Here is a 22,635-nt window from a genome sequence, read left to right on the forward strand (position 1 = left end):
TCGCCCGCGTCCGCCAGGAATTCACTGTTCGTACCGTCCCGGAGTGACGCACGTCACCATTAGCGTGGCCCTGTGCGTCTGCATCGTCTCCATCGTCTCCGTGACGGCGAAGGGAAGATTCCATGCGGGTCGGAGTACTGACCGGGGGCGGCGACTGCCCCGGGCTGAACGCGGTCATCCGCGCCATCGTCCGCAAGGGCGTCCAGGAGTACGGCTACGCCTTCACCGGCTTCCGGGACGGCTGGCGCGGCCCCCTGGAGGACGACACCGTGCGCCTCGACATCCCCGCCGTACGCGGCATCCTGCCGCGCGGCGGCACCATCCTCGGCTCCTCGCGCACCAACCCCCTCACGGCGCGGGACGGTGTCCGCCGCGTCGAGGACACCCTCGCCCGGCACGGGGTGGACGCGCTGATCACCATCGGTGGCGAGGACACCCTGGGTGCCGCCGCGCGGCTGTGCGGCGAGTACGGCATCCCGTGCGTCGGCGTACCGAAGACCATCGACAACGACCTGTCCGCCACCGACTACACCTTCGGCTTCGACACGGCGGTCGGCATCGCGACGGAGGCCATCGACCGCCTCCACACCACCGCCGAGTCCCATATGAGGGTGCTGGTCGTCGAGGTGATGGGCCGCCACGCCGGCTGGATAGCCCTGCACTCCGGCCTCGCGGGGGGTGCCAACGTCATCCTCATCCCGGAGCAGCGCTTCGACGTGGACCAGGTCTGCTCCTGGGTGACCTCCCGCTTCCGCGCGTCGTACGCGCCGATCGTGGTCGTCGCCGAGGGGGCGGTGCCCAAGGACGGCGACATGGTCCTCAAGGACCGGACGCTGGACTCCTTCGGGCACGTCCGGCTCTCGGGGGTCGGCGAGTGGCTCGCCGCGGAGATCGAGAAGCGGACCGGCAAGGAGGCCCGCACCACCGTGCTCGGGCACGTCCAGCGCGGCGGCACCCCGAGCGCCTTCGACCGCTGGCTGGCCACCCGCTTCGGACTGCACGCGATCGACGCGGTACGGGACGGCGACTTCGGCGCGATGGTCGCCCTGCGCGGCACCGACATCGTCCGTGTGCCGATGAGCGAGGCGACCGCGCGGCTGAAGACGGTGGACCCGGCGCTGTACGCGGAGGTCGGCGTGTTCTTCGGCTGAGGGCCGCCGGATCGGGGGCCGGGGAGGGCGGTGACCGCCCCGGCCCCTACCGCCCCGCCCCCGCCCGGGCGGTCACCGCTTGGTGGTGTCCAGGGCCCGGACCATGTCCCGCACGAGCGACGCGCCCCGCAGCGTCAGCACCGACTCGGGGTGGAACTGCACGCCGGCGAACCCCGGCGCGCGCAGCGCGTGCACCTCGCCGGTCGCCGCGTCGCGGCTCACCTCGACGCCCCGCGCCGCCAGCCGGGCGGCCGACTCGTCGTCGCACCGGGCGGTGAAGCTGTTGTAGAAGCCGACCGTCTCCTGCGAACCGAAGAGGTCGATCCGCACCTGCGCGCCCTGGAACGGCACCGCCTTGCGCACGATCGGCAGCCCCAGCTCTGCGGCGATCAGCTCATGGCCCAGGCACACGCCCAGCAACCCGTGGCGGTGGCCGCGCACCAGCTCGGCGGTCAGCGCCCGCAGCGAGCGCATCCTCGGGTCGGCCGCGTCGCCGGGGTCACCGGGGCCGGGCCCCAGCACCACCGGACCCACGTGCGCGAGCGCCGCCTCCCGCAGCCCCGGCTCGTCGAACCGGCGGACCGTGACCCGCGGGCCGGCGGCGCGCAGCAGGTGGGCCAGCATCGCGGTGAACGTGTCCTCGGCGTCGATCACCAGGGCGTGACCGGCCGCGTCGGCCGCCGGCTCCTGCATCTTCAGCCAGAACGGCGCCAGGTCCGAGCGGCGTCCGTCCAGAGCCGCCCGCACCCGCGGGTCGTCGGCCAGCCGGGGCCGTACGGCCTCCTCGCGCGGTCGCTCGGGGCACACCCCCAGCGCCGCCAGGACCCCGGCCGCCTTGGCGTGCGTCTCGGCGACCTCGCCCGCCGGATCGGAGTGCCGCACCAGCGTGGCGCCGACCGGGACGCGCAGCTCACCGGTCGCGGCGATGTCGGCGGTACGGATGAGGATCGGCGAGTCGAGGGTCTGCGCCCCGCCCGCGTCGGTGCCCAGCAGCGCCAGGGCGCCCGCGTAGTAGCCCCGGCCGCCGCTCTCGTGCCGTTCGATGACCCGGCAGGCGTTCTGGACCGGCGAGCCGGTGACCGTCGCCGCGAACATCGTCTCGCGCAGCACCTCCCGTACGTCCAGCGACGTCCGGCCCCGCAGCTCGTACTCGGTGTGCGCGAGGTGCGCCATCTCCCGGAGCCGCGGGCCGATCACCACGCCGCCCATGTCGCCGACCGTGCACATCATCTTCAGCTCCTCGTCCACCACCATGGAGAGCTCGTCGGTCTCCTTGCGGTCGGCGAGGAAGCGCAGCAGGTCCTCCGGGGCCGGCCCGCCGACGGGATAGCGGTAGGTGCCGCTGATCGGGTTCATCACGACCGTCCCGCCCGACATCCGGACGTGCGCCTCGGGGCTCGCCCCCACCAGGGTGCGGTCCCCGGTGTGCACGACGAACGTCCAGTACGCGCCCCGCTCCCCGGCCAGCAGCCGCCGGAACAGCGCCAGCGCGTCCCGCCGGCCGAACCCGGGGATCCGGCCCGTGTACGTGCGGCGGATGACGAAGTTCGCCCCCTCGCCGCGCCCGATCTCGTCCTCGATGACGCGGCGGACGGCCCCCGCGTACTCCTCGTCGGACACGTCGAAGGCGCCGCCCTCGACCGTCACGTCGTGCGCCGGGAGCTGGTCCAGTGCCGCGGCGAGCGGCAACTCGTGCGCCTCGTCGGCCACCAGCACCGACAGCGGCGTGCCGTCGTCGCGGACGTCGAAGCCCCGCTCCCGCAGCTGCCGGAAGGGCACCAGGGCGAGGGTCGGCCGGTCCCCGACGGGCAGGTCGGCCAGTCGCTCCGCCTCGTGCACGGAGCCGACCAGCACCTCGACGGTGTCGTGGTCGCGGCCGGGGGTGCGGCGGCGCAGCAGGGCGAAGGGCGGGCAGGAGTCGTCGAGCAGGCGGCTGAGGTCGAAGTCCATGTGAAGCGTTCCTTCCGGGGTGGAGATCCGAGATGGAGATCCAGGTGGAGAGGAACGGCCCGCCGAAACGGAAGAAGGCCGCCCCCCGGGCGGCCTTCGCGTGTGATGGTGCGCGCAGTCAGTGGGCCGCCGGATGAGCGGTCCACCACCAGTTCTGGGTCGAGTGCGCGAACATGCGCGGCACCTTACCGCACCCGGACCCCGGAAGTTCAAGATTCGTGTCTCATCAGGTGAGCGGCCAGATGGACGAATGGGAACAGGCCGTAAGGTTGTGCACGTGACCGTGAACGCTAAGCCCACCACGACCGGTGGCAACACCTGGCGAGACCTTCCCGCGGCGCAGCAGCCCGAGTACCCCGATGCCGAGGCTCTGCGCGATGTGATCGCGGACCTCGAGTCGTATCCGCCGCTCGTCTTCGCGGGCGAGTGCGACCAGCTGCGCGCCCGGATGGGAGCCGTCGCCAGGGGCGAGGCGTTCCTGCTCCAGGGCGGCGACTGCGCCGAGGCATTCGACGCCGTGTCGGCCGACCACATCCGCAACAAGCTCAAGACCCTGCTCCAGATGGGCGCGGTGCTGACGTACGCCGCGTCCGTCCCCGTCGTGAAGGTGGGGCGGATCGCGGGTCAGTACTCCAAGCCGCGCTCCAAGCCGACCGAGACCCGCGACGGGGTGACGCTGCCCACGTACCGCGGTGACTCGGTCAACGGCTTCGCCTTCACCGAAGAGGCGCGGATCCCGGATCCGGAGCGGCTCAAGCGCATGTACCAGGCGTCCGCCTCGACGCTGAACCTGGTGCGCGCCTTCACCACCGGCGGCTACGCCGACCTGCGCCAGGTGCACGCCTGGAACCAGGACTTCGTGAAGTCGTCGCCGTCCGGCCAGCGCTACGAGCAGCTGGCGCGGGAGATCGACAACGCGCTCAACTTCATGAAGGCGTGCGGCACCGACCCGGCCGAGTTCCGGACCGTCGAGTTCTTCGCCTCGCACGAGGCGCTGCTGCTGGACTACGAGTCGGCGCTGACCCGCGTGGACTCCCGGACCGGGCAGCTGTACGACACGTCGGGCCACATGGTCTGGATCGGTGAGCGCACCCGCCAGCTGGACGGGGCGCACATCGAGTTCGCGTCGCGCATCCGCAACCCGATCGGCATCAAGCTCGGCCCGACGACCACGGTCGACGACGCGCTGACGTACGTCGACCGCCTCGACCCCGAGCGGGAGCCGGGCCGGCTGACCTTCATCGTCCGCATGGGTGCCGACAAGGTGCGGGACAAGCTGCCCGAGCTGGTCGAGAAGGTGACCGCCTCCGGTGCCACCGTGGCCTGGGTGACCGACCCGATGCACGGCAACACCTTCGAGGCGGCCTCCGGCCACAAGACGCGCCGTTTCGACGACGTGCTCGACGAGGTCAAGGGCTTCTTCGAGGTCCACAAGGCGCTGGGTACGCACCCGGGCGGCATCCACGTGGAGCTGACCGGTGACGACGTCACCGAGTGCGTCGGCGGCGGCCACGAGATCTTCGTCGACGACCTGCACCAGCGCTACGAGACGGCCTGCGACCCGCGGCTCAACCGCAGCCAGTCCCTGGACCTGGCGTTCCTGGTGGCGGAGATGTACCGCGACCAGTGAGCCGGTGACGGATCACACCGGGCACAGGTGACGGGTGACCGCCGGCGGATGACCAGGCGGTGGCGGGTGACCGGTGGCGGGCGACCCAGGTGATCTTGGTCGGCCGTGATCGTTCTGGCTGGATATCGCCTTGACGTATCGATGGGGCGCGGATCGTGTGATCCGCGCCCCATCGGCGTTCGCCGGGCTTTCGCGCCCCGGGGGCGCCGGGTAAGGTTAGGTTAGCCTCACCGATCAGGCGGGGTCCCCAGTCCGTCGACGATTCCGTCGAATCCCCGTCGATCCCGCAGGGAGGTGGCCGCGTGTACGTCTGCTCGTGCTTCGGTGTCACCGAGAAGCAGGTCAAGGCACACGCGGACGCCGGTGCCTGTACGCCGCGCCAGATCGCGTCGGCCTGTAAGGCGGGCACCGACTGCGGGTCCTGCGTACGCCGCATCCAGGCGATCCTCGGCCGGGGCAACTGCCCCCGGCGCGAGCTGGTGGACCAGGGCGTGCCGGCCCTCACGGGCGCCGGAATCGTGGACGCGGACGCGACGGAGCTGTCCGAAGCCGCGTGAGCGCGCGGGTCCGGGTGGTGGGCCGGGCGCGGGTCCGGAGGGGTGTCCTCGGTGCCGCGGGGCCCGGACGGGCGGGTCAGCTGTCCGGCTGCTCGATCAGCTGGGCGATGTAGAGCGCCTCGCCGAGCTTCTCGACCAGCTCCAGCTGTGTGTCGAGGTAGTCGATGTGGTGCTCCTCGTCCGCCAGGATGGACTCGAAGATGTTCGCGGACGTGATGTCGCCCTTGTTGCGCATCACCTCGATGCCGCGCCTGAGCCGGTCGATCGCCTCGACCTCGACCTGCCGGTCCGCCTGGAACATCTCCGTGACCGTCTGGCCGATGCGGACGTGGAACAGCCGCTGGTAGTTCGGCAGGCCGTCAAGGAAGAGGATCCGGTCGGTCAGCACCTCGGCGTGCTTCATCTCGTCGAACGACTCCGCCCGGGTGTACTTGGCGAGCTTCGTCCACCCGAAGTTCTCCTGCATCTTGGCGTGCAGGAAGTACTGGTTGATCGCCGTCAGCTCGGCGGTGAGCTGCTCGTTGAGGAACTCGATGACCTCGGGGTCGCCCTGCATCGCAGAGGCTCCTTCCGCGCTGGTGAAAGGGGCAGATGCCGCGAAGTCTCGCACCGCCGACCAGGAGCGTCCAGTAAGTGCACGCTTAGTAGGAGTTGCCCCAATCGGACTCTTCCCTGGTCATGACCACCCCTCCCGGTCTGTCACCATTGAGGCATGGGTCAGCCAGGGAGCGGGGAACACCGGGCAGCAGGGGAGTCCGAGCTTCCGCCGGGACAGCGACTCCAGCGCGGCTGGCCGGTCACCCACTACGGGCCGGTCCCCAAGTTCAAGCCGGACCGCTGGGAGTTCCGGGTCTTCGGAGCCACGGCGGACGGCGACAAGCGCTGCTGGAACCACGAGCAGTTCTCGGCACTGCCGTTCTCGACGGTCGTGGCCGATCTGCACTGCGTGACGAAGTACAGCATGCTGGGGGCCGAATGGGGCGGCGTGCCCGCCCGTACGGTCCTGGAGCTCGCACCCCCGGCCGCGAACGTCACGCATGTGATGGTGTGGGCCGAGTACGGCTTCAGCGCGAACATGCGGCTCTCCGACTTCGCCTCGGACCGAACGATTTTCGCCACGCACAAGGACGGTGAGCTGCTCACCGCCGAGCACGGCTTCCCGCTGCGGCTGATCGTGCCGCACCTGTACGCCTGGAAGGGTCCCAAGTGGGTCCGCGGCGTGGAGTACATGACCGCCGACCGCCGCGGCTTCTGGGAGGAGCGCGGCTACCACAACATCGGCGACCCGTGGACGGAGCAGCGGTACTCGTACCAGGAGGAGCCGGGGGACGGCCCGGAGCTCTGACGCCCCCGGTGGGCCGGGGCGCCGCCGCGCCCCCCTGCCCCCGGGGTGCCGCGCCTCCCGGTGCCGCGACCGAAGCCATGCGGCCCGGGGTGCCGGCCCTGGGGGCCTCAGCCGTCCCGGAGCTTCTTGAGCCGCTCGATGTCGGCCGCGTGCCCCTCCTTGCCGCCGGGTGTCTCGATCACCAGGGGGACGCCGTCCGCCGCCGGGTGGCGCATCAGCTCGCGGAACGGGTCCTCGCCGATGTGGCCCGCGCCGATGTTGGCGTGCCGGTCCTTGTGGGCGCCCACGACGTCCTGGGAGTCGTTGGCGTGGATGAGCTTCAGCCTGCCCTCGCCGACGGTGTCGACGAGCAGGTCCAGGGTCTGCCGCACACCGTGCTCGCCGGTCAGATCGTGCCCGGCCGCGAAGATGTGGCACGTGTCGAGGCAGACGCCCAGCTTGGGGTGGGCGTCCAGGGCCTCGAAGTACGGCCCGAAGTCCCAGGTGCGGGAGCAGAGCGAGGACCCCTGCCCGGCCGTCGACTCCAGCAGCAGGAACGGGTCGTCGTCGTGGTCGAGCTCGTCCAGCAGCGGCAGCATGTGCGCCCGCACCTGGGCGAGGGCCTCCTGCCGGGGTCGGCCGCCGGTCGCCGAACCGGTGTGCACCACCACGCCCAGCGCGCCGATGTCCCGGGCGCGGCGCAGCGAGTGGCGCAGGGACGTCACGGAGGACTCGACGGTCGCCGCCGTGTGGGAGCCGAAGTTGATCAGGTAGGGGGCGTGCACGTACGCGGGTATGCCCTCGACGGCGCACTCCTCGCGGAACAGCTCGTCCTGGGCCGGGTTGCCGGCCGGCGTGGCCCAGCCGCGCGGATTGGCGACGAAGACCTGGACGGCTTCGGCGCCGACCTCGCGGGCGTAGGTGAGGCCGGTCTTGGCGAGGCCGCCGGCCACGGGGACATGGCCGCCGACTGCGTTGCTCATGTGCTGCTCAGAGTCCCTTGGTCTTGATGGTGATGGTGCTGCCCTCCGGCGCCCGGTCCCCGCCGCCGACGGACTGGCTCTCCACGGTGTCGCCGAGGAAGGGGAAGTTCTTCTCCACCTTCACCTCGAACCCGGCGCCCTCCAGCTCCTTCGTGGCGTCGTCGACGTTCTTGCCGGTGGCGTCGGGGACGCCCACCAGGCGGGGGCCCTTGGAGACGGTGAGGGTGACCGTGTCGCCCTCGGCGGCCCGGGCGCTCCCGGCCGGGGACTGGGCCGCCACGCTGCCCGCCTCCCGCGCGGAGTGCACCCGCTCGGCGGCGACCTTCACGGTGAGCCCGGCCTCCTCCAGCGTACGGGTCGCGTCCCCGACGGTGTCGCCGGTGACGTCGGGCACGTCGACGGGGGCGCCCTTGCTGACGACGAGGGCGACCGCGGAGTCCGGCTTGCGCCCGGTGCCCGCCTTGGGATCGGTGCTGATCACCGTGCCCTTCTCGAACTCCTGGCTGAACGCCTTGGTGACCTTGCCCGGGGCGAGTCCGGCCTTGTCGAGCTCGCCCCTGGCCTCGTCGAGGGGCAGGCCCTTGAGGTTCGGGACCTTCACGGTCTCGGGGCCCCGGGAGATGGTGAGCGTCACCGAGCCGTTGCCGCGGATGCGCTCCCCGGGAGCGGGGTCGGCGGCCATCACGGTGCCGCGCCTGAAGGCGGTGCTGTAGTCCCGCTCGACGCCCTCGACCTCCAGTCCGGCGTCGGCGAGCCGCTTCTCCGCCTCCGCCTGGGTCCGGCCGAGCACGGTGGGGACGCGGGTGAACTGCCCCGAGTTGATGTACCAGACGCCCGCGCCGACGCCCAGCACCAGCAGGACGGCGACGACGGCGGCGACCGTGCCGCGGCGGGCGTTGCCGAGGTTGCCGAGGGGGAGGCGGGCCGGACGAGCGGCCACCGGGGCCGGTCCCGGGCCGGGCGGCGGGGGCATCGTCAGACGGCTGGTGCGCTGGACGCCGTCGCGGCCCGTGCGGATGTCTCCGTCGCCGTCGTGAAGATCGCCGCTGAGGGCATCGCCGCCCCGGGCGTCGCCGCCGGCCCCCGCGCCGGGCAGCGGGCGCGCGATCACCCTGGTGGGGCTCTCCGGGCCAGTGCCGCCCGCGCCCTCGGGCTCCGCCCGCACCTGCGGCGGGACCAGGTCGAGCTGCTCGTCGCCGAGCGCCGCGCGGGCCTCGCGCGTCTGGGCGAGGAGCGCCACCGCGTCGTGCGGGCGCACCTCCGGATTGCGGGCGGTGGCGCTCGCCACCAGCTCGTCCAGCTCGACCGCCAACCCGGGGGCGAGGGCGGAGGGAGCGGGGACGTCGGCGTTCAGGTGCTGGTAGAGAACCTGCGCGGGGGTGTCGCCCACGTGCGGCTTGGCGCCGGTCAGCATCTCGTACAGGACCACGCCGCACGCGTACACGTCCGCGCGGGTGTCGGCCGTGCCGTGCTCGATCTGCTCGGGAGCCAGGTAGGACACGGTGCCGAGGACGGACCCGGTGGTGTTGGTGGCCGCGCCGACCGCCCGGACGAGGCCGAAGTCGGCGACCTTCACCCGGCCGTCGTCACCTATCAGGACGTTCTCGGGCTTCATGTCCCGGTGGACGAACCCGGCCAGGTGCGCGGCTCCCAGCGCGGCGAGCACCGGCTCCAGGATGTCGAGCGCCGCCCGGGGCCGGAGGGCGCCGCGCTCGCGCAGCACGTCGCGGAGGGTGCACCCGGCGACGTACTCCATCGCCAGGTAGACGTACGCCCCCTCGGCGCCCTGGTCGAACACGCCCACCACGTTGGGGTGCGACAGCCGGGCCACGGACTTGGCCTCGCGGATGAAGCGCTCCACGAAGGTCGCGTCGGTGGCCAGGGCGGGGTGCATCACCTTCAGGGCGAGCTCCCGGTCGAGCCGGGTGTCGAGGGCCCGGTAGACCGTGGCCATGCCACCGACGGCGATGCGCGTGTCGACCCGGTAGCGGCCGTCGAGCAGCTGGCCGACGAGGGGGTCGTGCAGGGTCGTATCCACCCGCCCGAGTCTACGAGCCCGCACCGACACCCCCGCCGCCCCGTCCCCGCCCCGGCCTGGACTGCGACGGACCTGTGACACCGGCGCGGCGGCGCCCGGTCCCGGTACGCGGGCGCCGCGCCGGCGTCAGAACGCCGGCCGCTCCGGGTCCAGCGCCGCCCGGCCCTCCACGGGGGAGGAGGCCTCCGCGAAGTGCCGGCGCGGGATGCGTCCGGCCCGGTACGCCAGGCGGCCCGCCTCCACCGCGTGCCGCATCGCCTCGGCCATCAGCACGGGCTCCTGCGCCCGCGTGACCGCCGACGCCAGCATCACGGCCGCGCAGCCCAGCTCCATCGCCAGCGCCGCGTCGGACGCCGTCCCGGCGCCCGCGTCCAGGATCACCGGCACACGCGCGTGCTCCACGATCAGCTGGAAGTTGTGCGGGTTGCGGATGCCGAGGCCGGAACCGATCGGCGACCCCAGCGGCATGATCGCCGCGCAGCCCACGTCCTCCAGCCTGCGCGCCAGCACCGGGTCGTCGTTCGTGTACGGCAGCACCGTGAAGCCGTCGTCGACCAGCGTCTCGGCGGCGTCCAGCAGCTCGATCGGGTCGGGCAGCAGGGTCCGCTCGTCCGCCACGACCTCAAGCTTGATCCACTCCGTGCCGAGTGCCTCGCGCGCGAGGCGGGCGGTCAGCACCGCCTCGCCCGCCGTGAAGCAGCCGGCCGTGTTGGGCAGGACCCGGATGCCGAGCCGGTCCAGGACGGAGAGGACGGAGCCCTGCACGGTCGGGTCGAGGCGGCGCATCGCCACGGTCGTCAGCTCCGTGCCGCTGGCGGCGAGGGAGCGCTCCAGCACGTCGAGGCTGGGCGCCCCGCCCGTACCCATGATCAGCCGGGAGTCGAACGTGGTCCCGGCGATGGTGAGACGGTCGTCCGCCATGGGTCAGCCCCCCTGGACCGCGGTGAGGACCTCGACCCGGTCGCCCTCGCCGAGGACGGTCGCCGGCCACTGGCCGCGCGGGACGACGGTCTCGTTGACGGCGGCGGCGACCCCGGAGGGCGCCGTCGTGAGCGTGGAGACCAGGGCGTCGAGGGTGGTCGGGCCGGCGAGCCGTCGGGCCTCGCCGTTGACGGAGACGTTCATGACACTCCTGCCGGAGAGAGGGACGGGGAGGTGGGCGGGGAGGCGGCCGGCGGCGCGAAGCGGCCGGGGGCGAAGGCGCGCGCCTGCTCCGGGAGCTCCCCGGTGGTCAGCACGGTGGCCATCACGTCCCCGGTGACGGGGGTCAGCAGCACCCCGTTGCGGTAGTGCCCCGTCGCCAGGTGCAGGCCGGGCAGCGCCGTCGGGCCGAGCAGCGGAGCGTTGTCGGGGGAGCCCGGCCGCAGCCCCGCGCGGGTCTCGGTCAGCGGCAGCTCGGTGATGCCGGGCACCAGCTCGTGCGCGTCGCGCAGCAGCTCGTACACCCCGCCGGCGGTGACCGTGGTGTCCCAGCCGAGCTCCTCGCTCGTCGCCCCGACCACCAGCTCGCCGTTCTCGCGGGGCACCAGGTACACCTGGCTGCCGCGCACGACCGCCCGGACCGTACGGCTGAGGAAGGGCGCGTACGCGCGGGGCACCGACAGCCGCAGCACCTGCCCCTTGACCGGCCGTACCGGCGGCAGCACCTCCCGCGGTACACCGCCCAGCCGGCCGCTCAGGCTGCCGGCGGCCAGCACCACCTGGCCGGCGGCCGGTTCCGCGCCGTCGTCCAGCACCGCCCCAGCGGCCCGCCCCCCGGCCACGACCAGCCGCTCCGCCCGGGCGCGGTGGAACACCACTCCGGCCCGCTCGCACGCGGCCACCAGGGCGGCCGCCAGCCGGCGCGGATCGACCTGGTGGTCACCGTCCACCCGGAGACCGCCGCGCACCCCGGGCGCCAGCATGGGCTCCAGCCGGCGGCACTCGCGGCCGGTCAGCCACTCCGACCGCAGGCCCGAGCGCTGCTGGAGCGCGTGCAGCTCCCGCAGGTGGGCGCGGTCGTCGGCGTCCAGGGCGACGGCGAGGGTGCCGCACGCGCGGTAGCCGACGTCCATGCCGCCGGACGCCTCCCGGAGTTCGGCGACGAAGTCCGGGTAACGGCGCGCCGACTCCAGGTTCAGTCCGAGGAGCGTCTCCTCGCCGTAGTGCAGTTCGGTGACCGCGGCGAGCATGCCCGCCGCCACGCGCGCGGCCCCGCCGCCCGGCTCGGGGTCGGCGACGGCGACCCGCAGACCGTGCCGCGAGGCCCGCCAGGCCGTCACCAGGCCGATGATCCCGCCCCCGACGACGAGGACGTCCGAGGTCGTGTGCGCACCTGTCGTACGTGGATGCATGGGCGTCCAGCCCCTCCCTTCGCCGGCATGACCCGGATCAGGTTCGTACGGTCGGAGGCCGTCCCAGCCTCCCTCTCAGCCCGGTGCGTCCGGGCTCCCGCGAGTGCTCTGCGGTGGCCAGACTAACCCCACCCGGCGACCGGCGGTAAGGGAGCTTCACCGTGGCGCGGCCGCCGGCGGACCGTCCTCCCGCCGGTGGCGGACCGCGCCCCCGCTCCGGCGGCGCCGGCCGTGACGCGGTGGGCGCGCGGCCGGCCCGCCGGGACGCGGGCGGAAGATCGGTACGACTTTCGGTACGTCGGGCGCGGCGGGACGGCCGCACCGCGCGGGGCCCGGGACCGGCGCGCGCCCCCGCGCCGGGCCCCGCGTCTCCGGGGCACGGGAACGGCCACGGGCGCGTTGCGCGCGGGAGACCCGGGAAGGGGAGTCCCGGGAGGGCGGCGCCACCCCTGGGGTGCGGGGGCACCCTCCCTGACAACGTGTCAGCTGCGTAAGGTGGGCGGGTGAGCGAGCGGATGGAAGCAGAGCGGCGCGTCGTCGTCGTCGGTGCGGGGATGGCGGGTGTGCAGACGGCCGTGGCGCTGCGCGAACAGGGCTTCACCGGCCCCGTGCGGCTGATCGGAGCCGAGCCCCACCAGCCCTACGACCGGCCCCCCTTGTCCAAGGCGGTGCTCCTGGGCACTGCCGAGGGATCGGCCTTCGACGTGGACTTCGAGGCGCTCGGCATCGAGCTGCGCCTGGGCGTCGAGGTCACCGCCCTGCGCCCCGACGCGCACGAGGTGGACACCGAGGCCGGCCCGGTCCCGTACGACGTCCTGGTCGTGGCCACCGGAGCCCGCCCGGTCCCGCTGCCCGGCTCCGAGGGCGTGCCCGGCGTCCACCTGCTGCGCACCCTCGACGACGCCGAGCGGCTGCGCCCCGTCCTGGCGGACAAGCACGACGTGGTGGTCGTCGGCGCCGGGTGGATCGGCGCCGAGTTCACGACGGCCGCCCGCGAGGCCGGCTGCGCGGTCACCGTCGTCGAGGCCGCCGGCCGGCCGCTCGCCGGCGCGCTGCCCGCCGAGGTCGCCGCCCCGATGGCCGAGTGGTACGAGGAGAGCGGCGCCACGCTCCTCACACACGCGCGCGTGGGCCACCTCGAACCGGGCGAGGTCGCCCTGGAGGACGGGCGGCTGCTGCCCGCCGAGGCGGTGGTCGTGGGCATCGGCGCCCGGCCGGCCACCGGCTGGCTGGCCGGGTCGGGCATCGCGCTCGGGCCGGAGGGCGCGATCGTCGCCGACGAGCACCTGCGCACCTCCCTGCCCGACGTGTACGCCGTGGGCGACTGCGCGTCGTTCCCGTCGGCGCGCTACGGCGAGCGGCTGCTGGTGCACCACTGGGACAACGCCCTCCAGGGACCCCGCGCGGTGGCCGCCGCCGTGGTCGGCGAGGTCCCGCGGCCGTACGACCCGGTGCCGTACTTCTGGTCCGAGCAGTTCGGGCGGTTCGTGCAGTACGCGGGCCACCACGCGGCCGCCGACACCATGGTGTGGCGGGGCGACCCGGCCGGTGCCGCCTGGTCGGTGGTGTGGCTGCGCGGGGGCGCCCTCGTGGCACTGCTGGCGGTCGGCCGCCCGCGCGACCTGGCGCAGGGGCGCAAGCTCATCGAGGCGGGCACACCCCTCGACCCGGAACGCGTCGCGGACGCCTCGGTGCCGCTGAAGTCGGCCGCCCGGGGGTAGCGGCGGGCAGGTCCGGCGTAGCCCGGGTACCGACTGTCGGTGCGGGATGGCACGCTAGTGCCGTGACCGAGATTGACGCAAAGATCGATGCTCTCGTCCCCGCCTGGCTTCACCTGCCCGACATCGCGGAAATGCTCGATGTCGAGGTGACGCGTGTGCGGCAGCTGGTCAAGGAGGGCCAGCTGATCGCCGTGCGCCGCGGCGAGAACAGGACGCTCCAGGTGCCGGCCGCCTTCATCAAGGACGGCAAGGTGGTGAAGGGCCTCTCCGGGACCCTGACGCTCCTGAAGGACGACGGCTTCACCGACGAAGAGATGCTCGAGTGGCTCTTCACCCCCGACCCGACCCTGCCGGGCACGCCCGTGCAGGCGCTCAGCGAGAATCGCGGCACGGAGGTGAAGCGCCGCGCCCAGGCGCTCGCCGTCTGACGTCCTGGTGGGCCCGGCGGGCACGCCGGGCGGAACACCGACATCAGGTGGTGTCCGGGCCGGGGTCCGCCCGGTCCGGACACCACCGCACCAACGGGGGGAACACCTCATGTCCAGCGCACGCGGCCGGCTGGCCGACGCCCGGCTCTACCTCTGCACGGACGCCCGCAAGCGGCAGGGCGACCTGCCGGAGTTCCTCGACGCGGTGCTCGCCTCCGGCGTCGACGTCGTCCAGCTGCGGGACAAGGGCATGGAGGCCGGCGAGGAGCTGGAGCATTTGGCGGTGTTCGCCGACGCCTGCCGGCGGCACGGCACGCTGCTGGCCGTGAACGACCGGGCCGACGTGGCGCACGCCATCGGTTCCGACGTGCTGCACCTCGGCCAGGGCGACCTGCCCGTCCCGGCCGCCCGCGCCCTCCTGGGCGACGAGGTGCTGATCGGCCGCTCCACGCACGCGGAGGCGGAGGTGGACGCGGCGGTCGCCGAGCCGGGCGTGGACTACTTCTGCACGGGCCCGTGCTGGCCGACACCCACCAAGCCGGGGCGGTACGCCCCCGGCCTCGGCCTCGTGCGGTACGCGGCGTCGCTGGAGCAGCGGCGGCCGTGGTTCGCGATCGGCGGCATCGACGCGGGCAACCTGGACGAGGTGCTGGACGCCGGCGCCCGCCGGATCGTCGTCGTCCGGGCGATCACCGAGGCGGACGACCCGGCGGAGGCGGCGGCCACGCTGGCCAAGCGGGTCCGCGAGCGTTCCGCCTAGTCGTCCGGCGGTGCTCCGCCCCGGGGCTCCCACACCGCTCACACTGTCCACGACTGTCCAAGGAGTGGACAACAACCCGGCAAAAGCGACAAATCACCCCGCTCCGGTTGGGTGACGACCGGCCCGTGGCTAACCTGCCCGTATGGCCCTTGGCACACCTTCCACCAGGACAGATCGCTCACGAACGGTGCGCGATCTGCTCGCGACCGGCAAGACGACGTACTCCTTCGAGTTCTGGGCGCCCAAAACCGAGAAGGGCGAACGGAACCTCTGGAACGCGCTGCGCCGGGTCGAGGCGGTGGCCCCCAGCTTCGTCTCCGTGACCTACGGGGCGGGCGGGTCCACGAGGGCCGGGACGGTCAAGGCCACCCAGGAGATCGCGGCCGACACCACGCTCACCCCCGTCGCGCACCTCACGGCCGTCGACCACACCGTCGCCGAACTGCGCAACATGATCGGCCAGTACGCCGACGCCGACATCCGCAACATCCTCGCCGTCCGGGGCGACCCGCCCGGCGACCCGATGGGCGAGTGGGTCCCGCACCCCCAGGGCGTGCGGTACGCCGCCGACCTGGTCCGGCTGATCAAGGAGTCCGGCGACTTCTGCGTCGGCGTCGCCGCCTTCCCCGAGATGCACCCGCGCTCCGCCGACTGGGACACCGACATACGGCACTTCGTGGACAAGTGCCGGGCGGGCGCGGACTACGCGATCACCCAGATGTTCTTCCTCCCGGAGGACTATCTGCGGCTGCGCGACCGGGTCGCCGCCCGTGGCTGCGAGACGCCGATCATCCCGGAGATCATGCCGGTCACCAGCGTCCGGCAGATCGAGCGGTTCGCCCAGCTCAGCAACGCCCACTTCCCGCCCGAGCTGAAAGAGCGCATCCTCGCCGTCAAGGACGATCCGGCCGCTGTACGCTCCATTGGCATCGAGTACGCGACGGAGTTCTGCGCGCGGCTGCTGTCCGAGGGTGTGCCCGGACTGCACTTCATCACGCTGAACAACTCCACCGCGACGCTCGAGATCTACGAGAATCTCGGACTGCACGAGCAGTCCTGACCGGCCGTACCCGCCACGTCCCGGGGCGGGGGCCGTACGAGAGGGGCGGGCATGGGCTGGACGGTCCTCTACATCGCATTCGGTGTCGTGGCGTTGTGGTTGCTCGGTGAGGTGCTCCTGCAGTACAAGGCCCGGCTGCGCTGGAGGCTGCTCGCCTTCGCCGGGTTCCTCGGTGTGGTCCTCGGCGTGCTGCTGCCGTCCGTCCCGGTGATCGCGGCGGGCGCCATCGCGTTCGCGATCGGCCAGACCTACGTCACGCTGTCCTTCCGGCGCGGCTTCTCCACGGGCTGGGCGATCGGCGGCAGGCCCGGGGCCAGCCGCCGCCGCAGGGCCGGAGGCGCCGCTGCCGCGGGGCCGACCCTGGAGGTCTCGCACCTGGCCTACGAGGAGCAGAGGCAGGAGCAGCCGCACGAGGAGCCGGCGTCCGCCGGGACGTCCGCGGTCTACGCCCCCGAGCCGCTGCCGGACGACACCGGGCAGTACGGCGTCTACGACGAGCCGGCCCCGGCCCACGCCGCCCCGGCGCCCTCGTACGACGGCGGCTTCGGCACCTACCCCGGCACCGAGTACGACCAGCACGGCACCTACGCCACCGCCACGTACGACTACGGCGCCACGGGCGAGCAGAGCTACGCCGCGTACTCCGACCCGTACATCGGCACGGCCCCCTACCCCCACGGCCATGACTACGGCGGCCAGCAGCAGTACGCCGACCCCTACGCGTCCCAGTACGGCACGGACACCCCGCCCGGCGGTGTCTGGGTCCCGCAGCAGCGCGACGGCGAGTACCAGGCACCGCAGCAGCCGCCTCACGGCTACGACCAGGGGCAGGGCCAGGCCGACCCGTACCGCTACTGAGAGCCGCGGAAGCCCGCGCCCTCCACGATCAGCCCCGCGACCAGGGCCCCGGACATCCCGGCGTGCGCCAGCCCGCCGCCCGGGTGCGACCAGCCCCCGGCGAAGTACAGGCCGCCCGGCGGGGCCGGATTCGCGGCGGGGAGCAACGAGCCGCCCGCGCCCGCCAGCGCCGGCCCGGGCACCTGGAACACCCCCGTCTCGCGGAACGTGTCGGCCGGGGTCCGCACCACCCGCCACAGCAGCCGCTCCCGCAGGCCGGGCACGGCCGCCGCCGCGGCCTCCACCATCCGGTCGGCGAACGCCTCCACCGCCGGCCCCCCGGCCGCACCCCACAGGTTCCCCGACGCCCACGCCCCGCCGGCCGCCACGGTCGCGGTGACCGTCACCGACTCGTGGTCCCCGTCGGGTCGCAGCCGCTCGTCGTCCGGACGCAGCACCACGACCGTCGGCCGCTCGGACAGCCGCCCCCGCGCGAGGGAGTCCAGCTCGTCCTCCCGGTCGGTGGAGTGCACCACCGTCCGGTGCACGGCGCCGGCCTCGCGCGCGCCCCGCAGCGCCAGGCACACGGTGACCCGGCCGGTCCGCACGGCCTGCTGGTGCCGCGGCCATTCGTCCGTGCTCTCCCACTCCAGGACCTGCTCTCGGTACAGCGCCGGCAGCGGGGCGCCCGCGACCACGTGGTCCGCCTCCACCGTCTCCCGGTCGTCCAGCTCGACGCCCACGGCCCGCCCGTCCTCGACCAGGACGCCGGTCACCGCCGTACCGAAGACGAACTCGACCTTCCGGGCCCGGCACCGCTCGTACACGGCGTCCGCCAGCGCCCGGATGCCGCCGCTCACGTACCAGCTGCCGAACGTCTGCTCCATGTAGGGCAGCACGGCGGCGGCAGCGGGCGCCGTCGCCGGGTCGAAGCCGTACGCCAGGGCGTGGCTCTCCAGGAGGGCCGCCAGCCGGGGGTCGCGCAGCTCGCGCCGGCCCACGTCGGCGAGCGTCACCGCGGGGCGTCGCAGCAGACCGGTTCTGAGCGCCGGGTAGGGGTCGCGGGCGAAGGGCCGCACGTCGGCCGGCAGCGGCTCCTCCAGCAGCGGCCTGCGCGAGCGGTCCCAGGCGTCCCGGGCGCGGTTGAGGAACGCGCCCCACCGCTCGCCCGCGCCTCCGCCGAGCGCCGTGTCCAGCGCCGAGACGATGCCGGCCCGGGAGGCGTTGGGCAGCGACACCGCCGTACCGTCGGCGAAGACGTGGCGGCTCGCCGGGTCGACCTGGGTCAGCCCGACGCACCGCTCCAGCGGCTCCTTGCCGGTCTTCACGAACAGGTCCCGGTAGACGGCGGGCAGGTGCAGCAGCCCCGGTCCGGTGTCGAAGGCGAAGCCGTCGCGCTCCAGCCGGCCGACCGCGCCGCCGTACGTCCGCGTCCGCTCGTACACCGTCACCCGGTGCCCCGCCACCGCGAGCCGGGCCGCCGCCGCCATGGCGCCCATCCCCGCGCCGATCACCACAATCCGTGCCATGTCAGGGACCTTATCCGGCGCCACCGGCACACCCGCCGGGCGGGCGGCGCACGCACGCGTGGGCCCGGACACACACGTCTGAGTACCCGTACCTAGCCGGCCGGATGAGTAGGTACGCGGATGGGCACGGGCCGCTCCGGACGGGAGAGTGGGGACCACGGAAGGGGCGCGGGGCCGGAACCGCCGACACGGGGCGGCGGAACCGGCACCGCGCACCTGCCGGAACGGGGAGCGTGGGAGGGCCGGGGACCGACGGGGGAACACGGGGGCCGGCCCCTTCCCGCGGGGGGACGGGGGACACGGGGGAACGGGGGACGACGCCGGTCCGGTGAGGCTCGGGGGGATCGAGCCTCACCGGACCGGCGTTCGGCATTGCGGCAGCCGGCAGCCGGCAGCCGGCGATTCGCTGCCGGCGGTTCCGGGGCCCGGAAGGCGGCCCGCCCACGCGGCCTAGCAGCCGCCGACCCGCCCGTGCAGCAGCCGGGAGAGGGCGGAGTGGACGTCATCGATGGAGCGCTCCCGCTGGAACGCCTGCCAGTCCAGCGCCGCCACCAGCACCATGCCGACCAGCGCGGCGGCGGTCAGCGGGATGTCGATCTCGTCGCTGAGCTCGCCGCCCGCGACCCCCTCCCGCAGCACCGTCTCCACGACGGCCACGGCCTCCTGACGCACCACCAGCAGCGTCGACTGCCAGGCCCGGTTGGTCCGCCACAGCTCCGCCACGTACAGCTGGGTGAAGGCGGGGTAGCGGTCGATGAAGACCAGGCCCGCGCGGATCATCGCGTCCAGTGCCTCGACCCTGGTGCCGCCCCGCGCGGCGGTCTCCTCTGCGGCGGTCCGCAGGGACTCGGTGAGCAGCCGGACCCCGTGCCGCAGCAGTTCCTCGAACAGCTCGGTCTTGCTCTTGAAGTTGTAGTAGACCGTGCCCTTGGCCACCCCGGCGCGCTCGGCGATCTCGTCCACTGTCGTCGCCGAGAAGCCCTGCTCGGCGATGAGGGTCACAGCGGCCTCGTAGAGCTTGGTGCGGGTGGCCTGCCGTCTGCTGCTGCGGGTGTCCATGACGTCGATTCTCACAGGCTCAGCTCCGGGTGCAGGCGATCCAGGGACCACACCTGCTTGCGGCGCGCGGAGACGGCCGTCAGGGCGAGCGCCCCGGCGGTGAAGGCGGCCAGGACGGCGCAGCCGTGCCAGACCGGTTCGAGGCCGCCGCCGGTGATGAGCCGGCGCAGGGCCTCGACGACGTACGTCATGGGCAGGAAGGGGTGGATGGCGTTGAAGAAGCCGGGGCTGGTCTGCACGGGGTAGGTGCCGCCGGCCGACGTCAGCTGGAGCATCAGCAGGGCCAGGACGAGGATCCGTCCGGCCGCGCCGAAGCGGGCGTTGAGCCACTGGATGATCGCCGCGAAGCAGCAGGTGACCAGCAGCAGGAACGCCACCGTCCCGGCCGGCCGGGCCATCTCCAGGCCCAGCCCCGGCGCCCAGTGCAGGACGGACATCAGGGCGGCCACCTGGAGCACGCCGATCGCCGCCACCGGCAGCCAGCCGGCCAGCGCGATGCGCCACGCGGAGGCACCGGCGGCGAGCGCGCGGCGGTTGAGCGGCTGGATCAGCATGTACGCCACCATGGCGCCCACCCACAGGGACAGCGGGATGAAGTAGGGGGCGAAGCCGGTGCCGTAATTGGGCGCCTTGTGGAGGGACTGGGACGCGAGCTTGACCGGGTCGGCCATCACCTCGGTGCGGTGGTCGCGGGCGTCCTTGTCGTAGTCGGGGATCTTGTCGACGCCGTCGTTCAGTCCGGTGGCCAGCTCGGTGGAGCCGCCGGCCAGCTTGTACAGGCCGCTGTCCAGCTCGCCCGCGCCCTTCTTCAGCCGCCCGACCCCGCTGTCGAGCTCCGTGGAGCCGGACTTGGCGGTGGACAGACCGGTGTGCAGGGTGTCCGCGCCGGTGGCGACCTTGTGGGCGCCGGCGTTCAGTTCGTTGATCTTGCCGACGGCGTAGGCGAGATCCGAGTCGAGGTTCGGCGCCCGCTTGGCGAGGGCGTCCGCCTTGGTCTGCAGGTCCTTCAGCTGCGCGTCCAGCGCCTTCAGGTCGCCGTTGGCGTCCTCGGCCAGGACGGCGAGGTCATCGGCGATCTTCGCCACGTCGGCGGACGCGACCTTCGCCCGCTCCACCTTGGGGCACAGCTTGGTGTCGGGCAGGGGCTTGTCCTCGCACTCCTCCTTGTGGACGGCGGCCAACTCGTCGGCGGCCACATGCGCGCCCGACCGCAGCGTGGGCCCGCTCTTCACGACGAGGTCCAGGCTGTTGCGCATGCCCTGGGAGAAGTCCGAGACCAGCCGGGCGGAGTCGCCGATCTTCTTGCCGTTGTCCTTGAGGTACGGACGGACGTCGGCGGCCACGCCGTTGACCTTGTCGGCCAGCACCTGGGTACCGCTCGCGACCTGCCGGGCGCCCGTCTCCAGGTCGGCCGCGCCCGAGTCGAGCTTCTTCAGCCCGCCCGCGAGTTCGCCGCTGCCCTTCTTGGCGTCGGTGAGGCCGTCGGAGAGGTCCTTGGACCCCTTCTTGGCCTTGGCCGTCCCGTTCTTGAGCTCGTCGGCCCCCTTGGCCGCCTTCTCGGTGGCGTCGTGGAGGTCGGAGAACTTGATGAAGATCTTGTCGAGGAAGGAGCGGGACGACTTCGTCGAGGCGGCCGTGCGGACCTCGGCGAACACGGTCCGGGATATCTGGCCGACGATGTAGTTGTTGGCGTCGTTGGTACGCACCTGGAGGGCGCCGGTCTCGGGCGCGTCGCCCGAACTGGACGCTATGCGCTCGCTGAAGTCGCCGGGCATGGTCAGGGACAGGTAGTACGTGCCGTTCTCGACGCCCTCGCGGGCCTCGGCGTCGCTCACCTCGTGCCAGTCGAAGACCTTGCTCTCGCGGAGGTTCTTGGTGAGCTCGTCGCCCGCGGCCAGCCTCTTGCCGTCCGCGGTGGCGCCCTTGTCCTCGTTGACGAGCGCGACGGGGAGCTTCTCGAGCCTGCCGTACGGATCCCAGAAGGACCACAGGTACAGGGCGCCGTACAGCAGCGGCAGCAGCAGGATCGCCACGAGCGCGGCGCGCGGCAGCTTGCCCCTGCCGAAACGCCTCAGCTCAAGCGCGGCCAGTTTCGGCGAGCGCATCGGCCGCCCCCTTCTCGGTGTCGGTCTTCGTCGTGGCGGTGGCGGTGGCGGTGGCGTCGGTGGTGGCGCCTCGGGGGTCAACGGGGCCGTCGGCGGCGTCGGTGGCCGCGGCGGGGCCGTCGGCCGTGCCGGTGGTGCGGATGGTGAGGGTGTCCCCGGGGCTCTCACTGCACACGGCCAGGACGGTCGTGCCACGGCCGGCGATCGACCGGAGCAGGGCCCATGCCTCGGCGCGGTCGGTGCCGGACAGCTTGAGGTCCGTGTCGTCGACGGCCAGCAGGCGCGGCTCGCCGATCAGGGCCAGGGCGATCGACAGGCGCAGGGCCTCCAGCCGCTCCAGGTCGCGTACGGAGGTGCGGCCCGCCTTGGGGAGGGTCTCCAGGTCCAGACCGGCCGTGTCGAGGGCGGCCCGCACGCGGGCGCGGGAGGCCGCGGCGCGTTCGGCGCGTGGGCGCAGGAAGGCCAGCGGCGAGCCGTCGAACCGGCGCTGCAGCAGGGCCCGCTCCCGCAGGTGCTCGGCGACGGTCAGCGCGGGGTCGAGGTCGCTGACCCCGGGCACCGGGCCCAGCGCGCTGATCCGCCGTACGGCCGCCATCTTGCGCGGCAGGGCCAGCCCGCCGACCTCCGCGTGCCCCTCGCCGGCGCGCATCCGCCCCGTCAGGGCGAGCAGCAGGCAGGTGCGGCCGGAACCGGAAGGCCCCTCGATCGTCACCAGGGAGCCGGGCGGGGCGTTCACCGCCACGCCGCGGAACGCCCAGCCGCGCGGGCCCTTCAGGCCGAAGTTCTCCGCGACCACCGCCGCCCCGGGAGGGCGCCGGCCCTCCCGAGCGCTCAGCTCCTCGCCGGCGCCGGCCGGCTTCTCCGCACCGCCCGTACGGTCCGCGTCGCCGGCGTCGGCCGCACCGCCCGTACGGTCCGCGTCGCCGGCGTCGGCCGCACCGCCCCTAGGGTCCGCGTCGGCCGCGTCGCCCGCACCGCCCGCGTCGGCCGTCCCGCTCTTCGGCGTGGCGCCGACCGGGCCGCCGGACGGCCCGGCACCCGCTTCCCGCTCGTCCGGGATTCCCAGGTCGTCGTCCTGGCTGTCCACGAGCCCCCATTTCTTTGCACTGACCGGTCAGTGCAAAAGTTACGCGTTTTCTTGGACACGGGCAAAAGGCCAGGTCAGGGGTA

General features: G+C 73.5%; 21 protein-coding genes and 1 riboswitch. Of the genes, 9 read left to right on the forward strand and 12 right to left on the reverse strand.

Going from position 1 to position 22,635, the window contains the following annotated elements:
- Nucleotides 1-122 precede the first annotated feature (122 nt).
- The gene (locus IE109_RS01250; RefSeq protein ID WP_189548511.1) at nucleotides 123-1,151 is read left to right on the forward strand and encodes a 6-phosphofructokinase; all 1,029 of its coding nucleotides are present in this window, start codon (nucleotides 123-125) and stop codon (nucleotides 1,149-1,151) included.
- Nucleotides 1,152-1,223: 72 nt separating this feature from the next.
- Here IE109_RS01250 and IE109_RS01255 read toward each other — a convergent pair whose 3' ends face one another.
- On the reverse strand, nucleotides 1,224-3,101 hold the full coding sequence (locus tag IE109_RS01255; protein ID WP_189548512.1) for an anthranilate synthase family protein: 1,878 nt from the start codon (nucleotides 3,099-3,101) through the stop codon (nucleotides 1,224-1,226).
- 118 nt (nucleotides 3,102-3,219) lie between these two features.
- Complete coding sequence (locus IE109_RS33965) at nucleotides 3,220-3,276, reverse strand: trp operon leader peptide (RefSeq protein ID WP_071528813.1); 57 nt, start codon at nucleotides 3,274-3,276, stop codon at nucleotides 3,220-3,222.
- A 75-nt stretch (nucleotides 3,277-3,351) separates the two neighbouring features.
- On the opposite strand from IE109_RS33965, the gene IE109_RS01265 reads away from it, so the two are divergent.
- Both IE109_RS01265 and IE109_RS01270 read left to right on the forward strand, forming a co-directional pair.
- The gene (locus IE109_RS01265; protein WP_373297598.1) at nucleotides 3,352-4,731 is read left to right on the forward strand and encodes a class II 3-deoxy-7-phosphoheptulonate synthase; all 1,380 of its coding nucleotides are present in this window, start codon (nucleotides 3,352-3,354) and stop codon (nucleotides 4,729-4,731) included.
- A 302-nt stretch (nucleotides 4,732-5,033) separates the two neighbouring features.
- The gene (locus IE109_RS01270; protein WP_189548513.1) at nucleotides 5,034-5,288 is read left to right on the forward strand and encodes a (2Fe-2S)-binding protein; all 255 of its coding nucleotides are present in this window, start codon (nucleotides 5,034-5,036) and stop codon (nucleotides 5,286-5,288) included.
- Between the two features lie 76 nt (nucleotides 5,289-5,364).
- Here IE109_RS01270 and bfr read toward each other — a convergent pair whose 3' ends face one another.
- Nucleotides 5,365-5,844: a bacterioferritin gene (gene bfr, locus IE109_RS01275; RefSeq protein ID WP_189548514.1), complete on the reverse strand. Its 480-nt coding sequence runs from the start codon at nucleotides 5,842-5,844 to the stop codon at nucleotides 5,365-5,367.
- Nucleotides 5,845-6,000: 156 nt separating this feature from the next.
- On the opposite strand from bfr, the gene IE109_RS01280 reads away from it, so the two are divergent.
- Entirely contained in the window at nucleotides 6,001-6,633 is a 633-nt protein-coding gene (locus IE109_RS01280; RefSeq protein ID WP_189548515.1) for a sulfite oxidase-like oxidoreductase, read from the forward strand.
- Nucleotides 6,634-6,740: 107 nt separating this feature from the next.
- On the opposite strand, the gene IE109_RS01285 is transcribed toward IE109_RS01280, so the two are convergent.
- The 5 genes from IE109_RS01285 to thiO all read right to left on the reverse strand — a co-directional run bounded on the left by IE109_RS01285 (nucleotide 6,741) and on the right by thiO (nucleotide 11,966).
- Nucleotides 6,741-7,595: a deoxyribonuclease IV gene (locus IE109_RS01285; RefSeq protein WP_189548516.1), complete on the reverse strand. Its 855-nt coding sequence runs from the start codon at nucleotides 7,593-7,595 to the stop codon at nucleotides 6,741-6,743.
- 7 nt (nucleotides 7,596-7,602) lie between these two features.
- Nucleotides 7,603-9,633, reverse strand: coding sequence for a Stk1 family PASTA domain-containing Ser/Thr kinase (locus IE109_RS01290; protein ID WP_189548517.1), 2,031 nt, complete (start codon nucleotides 9,631-9,633; stop codon nucleotides 7,603-7,605).
- 126 nt (nucleotides 9,634-9,759) lie between these two features.
- Complete coding sequence (locus IE109_RS01295; protein ID WP_189548518.1) at nucleotides 9,760-10,554, reverse strand: thiazole synthase; 795 nt, start codon at nucleotides 10,552-10,554, stop codon at nucleotides 9,760-9,762.
- Nucleotides 10,555-10,557: 3 nt separating this feature from the next.
- A complete protein-coding gene (thiS, locus tag IE109_RS01300) occupies nucleotides 10,558-10,758 on the reverse strand; it encodes a sulfur carrier protein ThiS (RefSeq protein ID WP_189548519.1) in 201 nt (66 codons plus the stop codon).
- Nucleotides 10,755-11,966 (reverse strand): glycine oxidase ThiO, encoded by a 1,212-nt coding sequence (thiO, locus tag IE109_RS01305; RefSeq protein ID WP_189548520.1) that lies wholly within the window; start codon nucleotides 11,964-11,966, stop codon nucleotides 10,755-10,757. Before thiO ends, thiS begins: the two co-directional genes overlap by 4 nt.
- Nucleotides 11,964-12,077: riboswitch (TPP riboswitch) on the reverse strand. It overlaps the preceding gene by 3 nt.
- Nucleotides 12,078-12,481: 404 nt before the next feature.
- Here thiO and IE109_RS01310 point away from each other — a divergent pair.
- The 5 genes from IE109_RS01310 to IE109_RS01330 all read left to right on the forward strand — a co-directional run bounded on the left by IE109_RS01310 (nucleotide 12,482) and on the right by IE109_RS01330 (nucleotide 16,793).
- Nucleotides 12,482-13,687 (forward strand): NAD(P)/FAD-dependent oxidoreductase, encoded by a 1,206-nt coding sequence (locus IE109_RS01310; RefSeq protein ID WP_189548828.1) that lies wholly within the window; start codon nucleotides 12,482-12,484, stop codon nucleotides 13,685-13,687.
- Nucleotides 13,688-13,749: 62 nt separating this feature from the next.
- Nucleotides 13,750-14,115: an Rv2175c family DNA-binding protein gene (locus IE109_RS01315; RefSeq protein ID WP_189548521.1), complete on the forward strand. Its 366-nt coding sequence runs from the start codon at nucleotides 13,750-13,752 to the stop codon at nucleotides 14,113-14,115.
- 109 nt (nucleotides 14,116-14,224) lie between these two features.
- A complete protein-coding gene (gene thiE / locus IE109_RS01320) occupies nucleotides 14,225-14,875 on the forward strand; it encodes a thiamine phosphate synthase (protein WP_189548522.1) in 651 nt (216 codons plus the stop codon).
- 142 nt (nucleotides 14,876-15,017) lie between these two features.
- Entirely contained in the window at nucleotides 15,018-15,935 is a 918-nt protein-coding gene (gene metF / locus IE109_RS01325; protein ID WP_189548523.1) for a methylenetetrahydrofolate reductase [NAD(P)H], read from the forward strand.
- 51 nt (nucleotides 15,936-15,986) lie between these two features.
- On the forward strand, nucleotides 15,987-16,793 hold the full coding sequence (locus IE109_RS01330; RefSeq protein ID WP_189548524.1) for a hypothetical protein: 807 nt from the start codon (nucleotides 15,987-15,989) through the stop codon (nucleotides 16,791-16,793).
- Here IE109_RS01330 and IE109_RS01335 read toward each other — a convergent pair.
- The 4 genes from IE109_RS01335 to IE109_RS01350 form a co-directional block, all read right to left on the reverse strand.
- Nucleotides 16,787-18,301, reverse strand: coding sequence for a phytoene desaturase family protein (locus IE109_RS01335; RefSeq protein ID WP_189548525.1), 1,515 nt, complete (start codon nucleotides 18,299-18,301; stop codon nucleotides 16,787-16,789). The two genes, IE109_RS01330 and IE109_RS01335, sit on opposite strands and share 7 nt — an antisense overlap.
- A gap of 450 nt (nucleotides 18,302-18,751) precedes the next feature.
- On the reverse strand, nucleotides 18,752-19,360 hold the full coding sequence (locus IE109_RS01340) for a TetR/AcrR family transcriptional regulator (protein ID WP_189548526.1): 609 nt from the start codon (nucleotides 19,358-19,360) through the stop codon (nucleotides 18,752-18,754).
- Between the two features lie 11 nt (nucleotides 19,361-19,371).
- Entirely contained in the window at nucleotides 19,372-21,465 is a 2,094-nt protein-coding gene (locus tag IE109_RS01345; protein ID WP_189548527.1) for a YhgE/Pip family protein, read from the reverse strand.
- Entirely contained in the window at nucleotides 21,437-22,300 is an 864-nt protein-coding gene (locus IE109_RS01350; RefSeq protein WP_189548829.1) for an ATP-binding cassette domain-containing protein, read from the reverse strand. Before IE109_RS01350 ends, IE109_RS01345 begins: the two co-directional genes overlap by 29 nt.
- Between the last annotated feature and the right edge of the window lie 335 nt (nucleotides 22,301-22,635).

Source organism: Streptomyces lavendofoliae, assembly GCF_014649735.1.
Lineage (GTDB): Bacteria > Actinomycetota > Actinomycetes > Streptomycetales > Streptomycetaceae > Streptomyces > Streptomyces lavendofoliae.

Coding starts and splice junctions, on each gene's coding strand:
- IE109_RS01250 (WP_189548511.1), top strand. CDS start 123: ATGCGGGTCGGAGTACTGACCGGGGGCGGCGACTGCCCCGGGCTGAAC.
- IE109_RS01255 (WP_189548512.1), bottom strand. CDS start 3,101: ATGGACTTCGACCTCAGCCGCCTGCTCGACGACTCCTGCCCGCCCTTC.
- IE109_RS01265 (WP_373297598.1), top strand. CDS start 3,352: ATGGGAACAGGCCGTAAGGTTGTGCACGTGACCGTGAACGCTAAGCCC.
- bfr (WP_189548514.1), bottom strand. CDS start 5,844: ATGCAGGGCGACCCCGAGGTCATCGAGTTCCTCAACGAGCAGCTCACC.
- IE109_RS01280 (WP_189548515.1), top strand. CDS start 6,001: ATGGGTCAGCCAGGGAGCGGGGAACACCGGGCAGCAGGGGAGTCCGAG.
- IE109_RS01285 (WP_189548516.1), bottom strand. CDS start 7,595: ATGAGCAACGCAGTCGGCGGCCATGTCCCCGTGGCCGGCGGCCTCGCC.
- IE109_RS01295 (WP_189548518.1), bottom strand. CDS start 10,554: ATGGCGGACGACCGTCTCACCATCGCCGGGACCACGTTCGACTCCCGG.
- thiS (WP_189548519.1), bottom strand. CDS start 10,758: ATGAACGTCTCCGTCAACGGCGAGGCCCGACGGCTCGCCGGCCCGACC.
- thiO (WP_189548520.1), bottom strand. CDS start 11,966: ATGCATCCACGTACGACAGGTGCGCACACGACCTCGGACGTCCTCGTC.
- IE109_RS01310 (WP_189548828.1), top strand. CDS start 12,482: ATGGAAGCAGAGCGGCGCGTCGTCGTCGTCGGTGCGGGGATGGCGGGT.
- thiE (WP_189548522.1), top strand. CDS start 14,225: ATGTCCAGCGCACGCGGCCGGCTGGCCGACGCCCGGCTCTACCTCTGC.
- metF (WP_189548523.1), top strand. CDS start 15,018: ATGGCCCTTGGCACACCTTCCACCAGGACAGATCGCTCACGAACGGTG.
- IE109_RS01330 (WP_189548524.1), top strand. CDS start 15,987: ATGGGCTGGACGGTCCTCTACATCGCATTCGGTGTCGTGGCGTTGTGG.
- IE109_RS01335 (WP_189548525.1), bottom strand. CDS start 18,301: ATGGCACGGATTGTGGTGATCGGCGCGGGGATGGGCGCCATGGCGGCG.
- IE109_RS01340 (WP_189548526.1), bottom strand. CDS start 19,360: ATGGACACCCGCAGCAGCAGACGGCAGGCCACCCGCACCAAGCTCTAC.
- IE109_RS01345 (WP_189548527.1), bottom strand. CDS start 21,465: ATGCGCTCGCCGAAACTGGCCGCGCTTGAGCTGAGGCGTTTCGGCAGG.